Below are 10905 nucleotides of genomic sequence, written 5' to 3'. Positions count from 1 at the left end.
TCGTTGCCCGAGGTGCAACCTCAACCTTTTACTTCTTTTTCAATGTTTTGGAAGAAATAGTCCAAAAACTAGTTTGAAAATTTCAGGGATAAATGCCGATGCAATTGCTATTCAGGTAAATAATTGCCAAGCATCATTGAACTATTACAGATTTGCTATCGTACTCGGAAAGATAAGCAAATACTTAAACTCAAATTCCAGGTTAATACCCGGTTGGAGAGATTCCGGCAGTCCTACAATATGCACCAGACCTTTTGAAACAAAAAAACGCCCAAGGATAACCAGGGGCGTTTAAGAATTCGGTAAGAAATATTATGCAATAAAGCCTTTTTCGAAAGCTTCGTTGATTACAGCAGAGATACCTTTTTTGTGAATGGTACGCAATGCAGAAGTGCTAACTTTGATAGTCACCCAAGTGTTTTCTTCTGGGATATAGAACTTTTTAAGCTTCAAATTTGGCTTAAACAACCTTTTGGTTTTACGATTCGAGTGAGAAACGTTATGACCAGTGATGGCTTTTTTTCCGGTTAATTCACAAACTCTTGACATGACTTATTTTACTTTTTGAAGGGGTGCAAAGATATAAACCTTTTGAATGTAAAAAATATTTTTTTCGGTATTTTTTTAAATAATGCAATTCAGCAACGAAATCTTTAGAAAACCAGTCCAAGCGAGCGTATGTTTTCTTCTTCCATTTCCCTGAGAAGTCCATTTGCGGTTTGGTACTTCATTACTAATTTAAATGCGGAATAGGTTGCAAGAGGTGCAATAAAGATATCGATGGAATAATGCACATGTTGAACTGCCAGAAAGAACATTAATAGTAGGGTGCATACACCCATGTATATTCGAAAGTTTCTGGTAGCGGAAAAGAGAAAACCAATGGTCATAACAGCCGTATGTCCGGAAAAAAACAAATCACGACTTAAGATATTGCTATCCGGAATAAGTAAATTAACTGCAGGATCAACCATAGGAATATAGCCATTAGGCGGATCAAGAGGTGCCAAGTAAATGGCTGCCGTTCTAAAAACATACATCAAGAGAAAGGTTTGAAAACCTAACAAAACCAAATAAGGCCTGGGTGCTGCCTGATAAACCATTAACACCACGCATGAATACAATAAGGTGAAAACAATCCAGGAAACATCTTTGGCAGGAATTAAGGCCAAAACCGGGTCATTTAATACCACTCCGGGCCTTAATTCAATGTTCAAAATAAATTTCCCGTACGAGAAAAGAAAAACCAGAAGTAAGGCGAGGGTAGCAAAGGTTTGTTTACGGAACTCGACTGCATCCAGATGCGACTTCCAAATTTGAAGGATGGAATTTTGCATAGCTATCTGTGTTTTAAAGGGAGGGCAAAGATAAACGGGATAAGCGTTCCACCTGCAAAAGTTATCAAACCAAATACAGGATATGTTTAAAAGTCAAAGGATTAGATTAAATACTAGTTATTCAAACTGCCCTGATTTATCCAACTTTGAATTTTAGAAATAGTACAATCATTCAATTTCTGAGCCCCTTTTGGCATAGCCGAAACACCTGACTCCCAGTTAATGCATTTCATGAGTTTTCCATTCTGAGCATAAGTCATTACATTGGCATAGCCCGACAAATTCACACCACCTTGACTAGAGGAATTGCTATGACAACCTATGCAAAAGCTTTGAAGTTTAGGTGCTACAAACTGAGAATACGAAACCTGATTGGTATCGCATCCGCAAGTATGAGTGCAAGTAGTATTTTGCGCACCTTGTTGTATCCATGCTTTTATCAGATTGAGTTGGTCGTTGGATAATGGACCATTTGGTGGCATCATATCATCACCGGTTTCATTTAAGGCTTCCCAAACATCCGAACCTAAGCCTTTTTCAGCAATATCGGTTGTAGCCATTATATTTTGATAGGTATTTAGCACCAAACCTTCTTCATGGGTGGCAGCATCGTGGCATCCGGCCTGTGCACATTGCGAATTGAAAATTGGCTGAATATCTTCCGAGAAAGAAACCACACCTTCCGGGCAAGTATCACAAACCAAGGTATCAATAGGATTGGTAGTGGTATCAATGGGATTTTGGGTTGTGTCTGCCGGCACCAAATCATCGGGATGGTGCTTACACGAAGGCATAATTAAGACTGCCAACATGGAAAGAACAAACAAACTAAACAGCAAGAATTTAAGGCTCGATTTCATTTGAAAATATTAATGTCCAAATTTAAACAACAACTCGTTACAGGAAGAAAATGGGCAAACAAAAAAGGCATCCGATGGATGCCTTCGTACACCTTACCAACGAAATATCGAACTCGGTGGTGGAAGTGATGAGGGTGTTGGGATGAATAGTTAAAGGTTATTGAAAAGGTAAATACAATTGGACTTTGTAAATTTTGAGCAATAAGTAAAAGAAGAAAAATCCTAAGCCTTGAGTCAAAAGTAATGGTAATCATTAATTCCCAATTGTGAAAAAGGTAACTTAGAATGAAGAAAAAATTATTTCAAAGCAATGAAAATCGAAAATCAACTATCAATTTTTTTGTCTAAATTCTTTAGTTTTTACTTTCACAGGCCTTACAATAGACTTCTATAAAATTGAATATAGAGAAGGGATGAAAGAATTCTTGTTGGGGTTCAATACAAATTACACTCCAACCCCTTTCTTCAAAATGAAGGCTATTAGAGAATTTTTCTGGATGTGCTGCCCCTCTATCAATGAAAATTCCAATATCGGGCAATTTTAAATTTTCTATAATCCATTTGTCCTCACCATATTGACTATAGAATTTCTCCTTCAATTTAACTAAAGGTTTATTTTCTAAACAATCAACTTCATTCTAATTATGATTAACTACAACCTTAAATTTTTCAAGTGTGGTTGTATTTGAATACTCAAGAAAATATATTCCATTATTTAGAGTTCTTGTATCTATTATTATTTGATCTTGGTTTGAATAATTGAGTTGAAGAACTACTTCGCCAATTGAATTTAGAATTTTAATTTTAGTATTTTGACTTAAATTCAAAGTATTTATTTTCAAAAAATCTGAGGACGGATTGGGGAATAGAATATTATTTGAATAGTTAGGGTTTGCGATACTTGATGTAAACCCCAAATTTACTAACCAATAGTCCTTCAAATTTGAATTTCCATGCAATCCTGAAACATCGTTATTATTGGATCTTGTATATCCGGCCAATACAATTGAATTTGAGTTCTTTTTGCAGCTGGAATAACAAAAATCATTTTCATTACCTCCATAGCAACGGGTGGAAATAATGTTATAGTTTGTATCGATTAACAAAGCCCAATAATCTGAAACTCCATAATGGTTGTTAATATCCATACTATTCGATTGAGTAGAACCAGTTAAAAATAAGAGATTATTATCGTCATTAACTCCTTTTATTAAGCCTCTGAAACCCTCGGTTAAATTGCCTCCAAAAGTCTTTTGGGATAATAAATTTAAATTCCCATCCAAATTTAAAATTAATCCATCAGAAAGTCCCTTGTTAATAGTAATATTTCCGTCAGTAGATTTAGAATTTCCACATACATAAAAACCACCGGAATTATTAGTTATTATTGAATAAGCTTCATCTGGAGAAGACCCCCCAAAAGAATTCTGCTGCAAAAGCGAACCATTATAGTTTAATAAATATACCCATACATCGGAATAAAGAAATGAGTTTCCAGTCAAACCAAAGTGATTAGTCACATCTCCATCGTTTGATCCTGTTGAAGCACAAATTGCATAACCGACATCTGTTTTAATTATATCGCCAGGGTAATCATAAAAACTACCGCCAAAAGACTTTTCCCAAATAAAATTTCCATTCAAATCTAATTTAATAACCCAATTATCAAAATTAGTAGAATCACCATGATGCCCTGAAACATCACCATCATTTGAACTTGAAACACCAAGAATCACCAATTCATTTTCATCTTGTAAAATTTTAACACCATAATCTATCTGAGTACCTCCTATTGATTTTTCCCACTGTAGATTGCCCAATTTATCTAACTTAATTATCCAACAATCTGAATAATCATTTAACCCATGATGAAAAGAAACATCACCATCTTGCGATTTGGAACTACCGACAGCCACATAGGAAGAGTCTGTTAATTGAATTATAGAATATGCAATTTCCTCATATGACCCTCCATATGTCTTTTCCCATTCAACATTCATCTGGTTGTCTAATTTGACAATCCAAAAGTCGTCTCCTTGATATGGATGATTTGAAATATCACCATTAACACTATTGGAACTGCCTGCTAATATTAATCCATTATCAATGGTATTAAAAACGGAATACGCAATGTCATCACCATCTCCTCCATAGCATTTAGCACTTTCCAAACTTAATTCTTGACAATTTGATTTAATCGAAAATAGCAAGAATAGACAAGTAACTTTAAGAATTCTTTTCATTAGTTTTTTAATCTAATTGCAATATTAACCTATTTCACCAATAAATGGTTGGTATGTATTATTAGAAAAACCTAAACCAAATAAAGAAAGGCTATTCTTGAAGGATATTCCACCAGCTTTAATAAAACTTTCGTTTAAATCCAACCCTCTGTTTATTGAGGAATTTAAAATATCTATATTAATGGTGTGAGTCTCGTTCGTTAAAGAATTTAGATCATTTACCTTAATTGAAGTCAACTAGACATAACTAAAACCAATACCATAACACTCATTTAACCAAACCTGTCCCCTATTCCATCCCCCAGAAACTAAAAAAGGCCTGCAATCTGTTGATTTGCAGGCCTTTAAAATTTTACTTCGTAGCCCGTAGGGGAATCGAACCCCTGTTTCAAGAATGAAAATCTTGCGTCCTAACCCCTAGACGAACGGGCCAAAATTTGAGGGTGCAAATGTAGACATATTTTTGAATCAAAAAAGGATTTTGAAAAAAAATTTAATCCAAACCTATTTTTTGCCCTTCCTTTTCCTTTTTCCTTGTCGAATATTTATTGGTTTCACTTTAACCAATAAACACTTCACCTCTTCTAGAATAGCTTGGCTATGCTAAATAAAACCTAATTAGGAGTTAAAACGGATTCCATCCTTTCCTTGGTTATTTCTGACTCCTCCTTAATGAATTCTGAATTTCCAATCCGAATATCAACTTGACTAAATGGATATGGCACCCGTTTGCGATCCCACCCCCCCACACGAAAAAATCGGGAACACTCAAACCGGAGCGTCCGCAAGGGAACTCCTGAAAGTAAGGACATCCGCATAGCGCCGGGCTTCATTACTTTGGGAGGTCCTGCCGGACCATCTACAGCTACTACCGTGCTTAGACCTTGATGTAAGCCTTGAACAACCTTTTCTAAGGCCAGTTGCCCCGAATTTCCAGAACTTCCAAGTGCCAGGTTACGCACTCCCATCAAATAAAGTGTAACATGAATAGGCTTCATAAACCAAGCCGGATGGTTCATCCAAATTTGATTGGGCAAATTTGAAAATGCCAGGAAAAACAAGATTAAATCTTCATGCCATAAAACCAACACATACCTTTCCTTAAGAAGTAGGTCTCGCCCTTCCTTCCCTTCTAACCTAACTGTACTTCGCCAAACTAGACAAATGCAATAAAACAAAAGGCCGAAAATCCATCCATAAACCACAACCAATAGCCGCAATAACGGATTCTTTGTGTCAACCCTAAGCATAATTACTAATACGCTCTGGCAAACAATACTCGCTTGGCCGATGGTTTGCCGGAATAGATACACTTACCTTCTTCCGATTGACTATCCAAAGGAATACAACGAATAGTTGCTTTGGTTTCTTCCTTTATCTTCTCTTCGGTTTCGGGTGTCCCATCCCAATGGGCCATAATAAATCCACCTTTTTCCAAAATAGCCTTAAACTCTTCATAACTATCTACCCTGAATGTATTTTCGGTTCTCTTTGTCAGGGCTTTATTAAACAAACTATCTTGAATCTCTACTAATAAACCGGGTATCAAATCTTCCAAATCAGCTTGTTGGTGCACTGATTTGGTTAATGTGTCACGACGGGCCAATTCCACTGTACCATTTTCCATATCACGCGGACCAATGGCAATTCGAAGTGGAACTCCTTTAAACTCATAATCGGCAAACTTCCAGCCAGGTGTTTGATTATCCCTATCATCGTACTTTACACGTATACCTTTAGCTTCCAATTTGGCTTTTATCTCTTTTGCTTTTTTGGAGATAGATTCCAATTGATCCTGCCCCTTATAAATTGGTACAATTACTACTTGGGTCGGTGCTAATTTCGGAGGCAAAACCAATCCATTGTCATCGCTGTGAGTCATTACCAAGGCTCCCATTAATCGGGTTGAAACTCCCCATGAAGTAGCCCAAACATAATCTTGCCGCCCTTCTTTATTCGAAAATTTCACATCGAATGCCTTGGCAAAATTCTGTCCTAAAAAGTGAGAAGTACCGGCTTGCAAGGCTTTCCCATCCTGCATCATGGCTTCAATGCAATAGGTCTCTAAGGCACCTGCAAAACGCTCATTGGGAGTTTTTACCCCTTTTACAACAGGAATTGCTAACCAATTTTCAGCAAAATCTGCATAAACATCCAACATACGCTCCGTTTCCTGAATAGCTTCTTCTGCCGTTGCATGAGCAGTATGCCCCTCCTGCCAAAGAAATTCAGCAGTACGCAAAAACAATCGAGTTCGCATTTCCCAACGAACTACATTCGCCCATTGATTTACCAGTATTGGCAAATCACGATATGACTGAACCCAACCCCTGTAAGTATTCCAAATAATGGTTTCGGAAGTTGGACGCACTATCAATTCCTCCTCCAACTTAGAATTAGGATCCACTATCAAACTACCTTTCTTCTCCGGATTCACTTTTAATCTATAATGTGTAACCACCGCACATTCTTTTGCAAATCCTTCCGCATGACCTTCCTCCTTTTCCAAAAAACTTTTTGGAATAAACAACGGAAAATAGGCATTCACATGGCCTGTATCCTTAAACATCTTATCAAGGGTTTGTTGCATAATCTCCCAAATAGCATATCCGTATGGTTTTATTACCATGCAACCACGCACATCCGAATTCTCCGCCATATCAGCCCTCAATACTAACTCATTGTACCATTTGCTGTAATCTTCGCTTCTTTTCGTAAAATCTTTAGCCATGTTTTTAGTTTGGTATAGTCTTTGTAAATAAAATTGCGTCACAAAAGTAGAAAAGCATTAGCCAACTTTACCAATAAATCTGTCAGGAGGACCCTAACAATGAAAAATCTCCTTTTTTTAGCCGCTTTGGCAGTAACATTAAGTTCTTGCAAAACAACTTATGTTACCAACAATTACCCCAGCAACGACGATGTTTATTACCGTCCAGGGCAACAACAGGCCAACAATTATTCTTCCCCGAATCAAAACAATTCAGGAAGTTCCGATTCCAACCCCAACCAATACAATTCTAACGGAGATAACCAAAATGGGAATTATTCCAACAACAACTCCAACGGAAATGCCGACTATTACGACTCTAATTATAATACCTCCAACAATCAAAATGGAGGTAATACCTATGTAACTAATAATTACTACGACGATTATTACGATTACTCCTATTCTTCCCGAATTCGAAGATTTTACAACCCGGTTTATAGCTATGGCTACTATGATAACTATTACACCAATATGTATTACTACAACTACGACCCTTTCTACTATGGCACTAGTATCTATAGTACCTATAGCTGGTGGGGACCTTCCGTTACCATCTCCTATGGTACAGGATGGGGATGGAACTCCTGGAATTGCTGGAGCTGCGGTTGGGGAAACCCATACTACGGCTATAACCCCTGGAATAGCTGGAATTACTGGGGAAGTCCTTACCATTCCTACTGGGGATACCCCGGCTATTATGGTTATGGTTACGGCAGCTATTGGAATGGCTATAACAACGGCTACAACAATGGCTATTGGAATGGTTATTATGACGGTTTAAACAACTCTACTTATAATTACTACAACAGCTATGACAGAAATAGCAATTTCTACTATGGTCACCGATCTGCTTCCCTTAGCTCTAAACCCGGTATCAAAAACACTCAATTCACAACCTTCGGGGATAAATATCAGGCACTAAAAGACAAAGTTCCAATGCCTACGGATGGATATAAAGGTAATGTAGTGAATGGAACAAATGGAGTGGGAACCAAAGGTAACCCTACTTTAAATAGTAAAAATCCGGTTGGAAATTCCAATTCCAGCCCTAAAAACCCTTCCGACAACTATACCGTTAGTCCAAATGCGACCCAAGGTAAAACACCAAATACTACCAACAATCCCTCTAATCCAAACCAAAATAAACCAGGCCCGGGCGGGTACTCTTCCTCTCCGAATGCAACCAATAAAAACCCGAATGCATCAAACTCACCCGACGCATACGATAATGCCAATAAAACACCTAATTCCAATAACAACAATTCCGGAACCCCTTCCAATTCCAACCCAACTACCGGAACAAAAACCCCTTCTAACAATAGGCCTTATGGCTTAAATCAGGCCGGAGGTAACGACAATTACTCCAGACCTTACACACCCAACGCCAGCAGACCCGATCAATATACCAGCCCAAATTCCAGAAACAACGGCAACAATAACCAAGGAAACTACAATTCAAACCCTAACGTGTATACCCGCCCCGATAACGGCACTCGAAACAACGGAAATTCCAATAACCAGGATTATTATAACCAAAACGAAAACCCTAACCGCTCCAACAACAACGGCTACAACCCCAATAATGGTGGCTACAACAACGGCGGAAACCGTAACAACGGCGGTGGTTACCAACAACAGCCTCAAGCCCCCAACAACGGTGGCTACAACAACGGTGGAAACCGCAACAACGGAGGTGGTTACCAACAACAACCTCAAGCCCCCAACAACGGTGGCTACAACAACGGTGGAAACCGCAACAACGGAGGTGGTTACCAACAACAACCTCAAGCTCCCAACAACGGTGGCTACAACAACGGTGGAAACCGCAACAACGGCGGAAACTACCAACAAGCACCATCAAATCCAACCCCACGTGGAAGTAATGGCGGTGGAAACTATCAAAACCAAGCACCTAGCGGTGGTAGTTTCAACAATGGAGGTGGTTTTAGAGGTGGCAGCGGTGGCGGAAACTCCGGAGGAAGCTTTGGAGGTGGATCCAGAAGTGGCGGAAACTCCGGTGGTACACGCAGAGGTGGAAGATAATAAACTTGACAAATTTTAGAAAAGTAATCACATGAAAAAGCAGTTGATCGTGGCAGGATTTTGCCTGCTCTCAGGTACCATCTTTGCCCAAAATGAAGTAGATGCTCTTCGTTACTCTTCAGTTGATGTAGTAGGTACAGCCCGTTTTCAAAGCTTGGGTGGTGCATTTACCGCTCTTGGAGTAGATATGACCTCCGCAGCCACCAATCCTGCTGGTATCGCTGCAAACCGAAGCTCACAATTTCAATTTACACCGGCCATCTATGGCATTTCAGCTTCCTCCAACTTTGCCGGCAATCAAACTTCCGATCTGAAATTAAACCTCAATATTGGCTCCTGGGGTTTTATAGGAACTTTCGGAAATAAATGGAGCAAAGATCCCAATAAAGGTATACAAAGCTTTAGCCTTGGTCTTACCTACACACGTCTAGGTAATTTTCACCAAAACCTATTTTCCGAAAACCCAAATTCCAGCTCTTCCCTAATGGATAGTTACCTGGAAAACTTAAACCGTGGAAATGGAACTTCTACCGATGTCCTTAACTCCCAAGGCAGCTACCTATTCAACGAAAATTTAGCCTATCAAACCTATCTGCTCAACCCCGATTCCGTCTTGGCCGACCACTACACCTCCGTGGTTCAATCTAGCGGAAATACCCAAAGCTTTCGACTTGAAACTATTGGCCGAATCGGAGAAACTAATTTCACCTTTGGCACCAATGTGGCTAATAAATTGCACCTTGGCCTGGGAGTTGGCATCAGCCGTATTCGATATACCGAAAAAACAACCTACTCCGAAACCGATGCGAAATTCGCCTACAATGGCTTCGACAATTTTTCCTATGCCCGTTACCTAAAAACCCAAGGAAGCGGTTTTAATGTAAAATTCGGTCTTATTTACCGACCTTCTAACTGGTTTAGATTAGGCGCTTCGGCCATCTCCCCAACCATCTACCAAATGGCCGATACCTATTATAATAGCATGAGCTCAAATCTCGATACTGCTCAATACATCTACAATTCGCCCAATGGAAGCTACAATTACACCCTAAGTACAGCACCTCGTTTCAACGGAGGTTTAGCTTTTATTATCGGTAAATTAGGACTTATTACAGCCGATTACGAATTTATCTATTATCCCTTGGCTCGCCTTAGCGCAAATGATGGTTATAGCTTTACTACCGAAAATCAAAATACCCGCAACTTGTATCGCCCTACCGGAAATATTCGCATGGGTACCGAATGGAAAATTGCCAATATGAGTATCCGTGCCGGTGCAGTTTTGTTCGGAAACCCTTATAAATCAGGCCCTTCTTACTTCAACCGTATGAATTTTTCCCTGGGTGGTGGCTACATGGGTAAACACCTTTTCTTTGATGTAGCCTACGTTTTCAGCACCTACAAAGCGGATTATGTTTTCTACGATTTAAATGCCGGAAATGGGGCTTCTGCCGCTATTCGAAACACTTCCGGAAATGTTTTGGCCACTTTTGGTATAAAATTTTAATTCATTTGGCGGGCCCCCAATGTCATTAAGTTAAGGAAAAACTAATAAAAACAAAGGACTATAAGATATAATTTTGGAGTACGACCAACAAAACCAATCTTATAATCCTAATGTTGAACGCAAATTTAAGAATCATTGAAGA

8 protein-coding genes and 1 tRNA gene are annotated in these 10905 nt (G+C 39.0%); 2 read left to right on the top strand and 7 right to left on the bottom strand.

The window, feature by feature from the left end:
- Positions 1-312: 312 nt before the first annotated feature.
- From rpmB to proS, 7 genes are all read right to left on the bottom strand, one after another.
- A complete protein-coding gene (gene rpmB / locus K1X82_13310; protein MBX7183084.1) occupies positions 313-549 on the bottom strand; it encodes a 50S ribosomal protein L28 in 237 nt (78 codons plus the stop codon).
- A gap of 104 nt (positions 550-653) precedes the next feature.
- Positions 654-1337 (bottom strand): sphingomyelin synthase family protein, encoded by a 684-nt coding sequence (locus tag K1X82_13305; GenBank protein MBX7183083.1) that lies wholly within the window; start codon positions 1335-1337, stop codon positions 654-656.
- Between the two features lie 113 nt (positions 1338-1450).
- On the bottom strand, positions 1451-2197 hold the full coding sequence (locus K1X82_13300; protein MBX7183082.1) for a hypothetical protein: 747 nt from the start codon (positions 2195-2197) through the stop codon (positions 1451-1453).
- 638 nt (positions 2198-2835) lie between these two features.
- Positions 2836-4440, bottom strand: coding sequence for a T9SS type A sorting domain-containing protein (locus tag K1X82_13295; GenBank protein ID MBX7183081.1), 1605 nt, complete (start codon positions 4438-4440; stop codon positions 2836-2838).
- Positions 4441-4800: 360 nt separating this feature from the next.
- Positions 4801-4872 (bottom strand) — tRNA-Glu (locus tag K1X82_13290).
- 182 nt (positions 4873-5054) lie between these two features.
- Entirely contained in the window at positions 5055-5690 is a 636-nt protein-coding gene (locus tag K1X82_13285) for a hypothetical protein (protein MBX7183080.1), read from the bottom strand.
- A 5-nt stretch (positions 5691-5695) separates the two neighbouring features.
- A complete protein-coding gene (proS, locus tag K1X82_13280) occupies positions 5696-7171 on the bottom strand; it encodes a proline--tRNA ligase (GenBank protein MBX7183079.1) in 1476 nt (491 codons plus the stop codon).
- 99 nt (positions 7172-7270) lie between these two features.
- Here proS and K1X82_13275 point away from each other — a divergent pair, with 99 nt between their 5' ends.
- Together K1X82_13275 and K1X82_13270 are read left to right on the top strand one after the other, a co-directional pair.
- Positions 7271-9256 (top strand): hypothetical protein, encoded by a 1986-nt coding sequence (locus tag K1X82_13275; protein MBX7183078.1) that lies wholly within the window; start codon positions 7271-7273, stop codon positions 9254-9256.
- A 31-nt stretch (positions 9257-9287) separates the two neighbouring features.
- Positions 9288-10763, top strand: a complete 1476-nt coding sequence (locus K1X82_13270) for a hypothetical protein (GenBank protein ID MBX7183077.1) — start codon at positions 9288-9290, stop codon at positions 10761-10763.
- The last annotated feature ends 142 nt before the right edge of the window (positions 10764-10905 follow it).

It is taken from the genome of Bacteroidia bacterium, assembly GCA_019695265.1.
GTDB lineage: Bacteria > Bacteroidota > Bacteroidia > JAIBAJ01 > JAIBAJ01 > JAIBAJ01.
Note: the sequence above shows the minus strand (reverse complement) of the source record. Positions and strands in the feature narration are given on the sequence as shown.

Coding starts and splice junctions, on each gene's coding strand:
- K1X82_13300 (MBX7183082.1), bottom strand. CDS start 2,197: ATGAAATCGAGCCTTAAATTCTTGCTGTTTAGTTTGTTTGTTCTTTCC.
- proS (MBX7183079.1), bottom strand. CDS start 7,171: ATGGCTAAAGATTTTACGAAAAGAAGCGAAGATTACAGCAAATGGTAC.
- K1X82_13270 (MBX7183077.1), top strand. CDS start 9,288: ATGAAAAAGCAGTTGATCGTGGCAGGATTTTGCCTGCTCTCAGGTACC.
- K1X82_13275 (MBX7183078.1), top strand. CDS start 7,271: ATGAAAAATCTCCTTTTTTTAGCCGCTTTGGCAGTAACATTAAGTTCT.
- rpmB (MBX7183084.1), bottom strand. CDS start 549: ATGTCAAGAGTTTGTGAATTAACCGGAAAAAAAGCCATCACTGGTCAT.
- K1X82_13295 (MBX7183081.1), bottom strand. CDS start 4,440: ATGAAAAGAATTCTTAAAGTTACTTGTCTATTCTTGCTATTTTCGATT.
- K1X82_13285 (MBX7183080.1), bottom strand. CDS start 5,690: ATGCTTAGGGTTGACACAAAGAATCCGTTATTGCGGCTATTGGTTGTG.
- K1X82_13305 (MBX7183083.1), bottom strand. CDS start 1,337: ATGCAAAATTCCATCCTTCAAATTTGGAAGTCGCATCTGGATGCAGTC.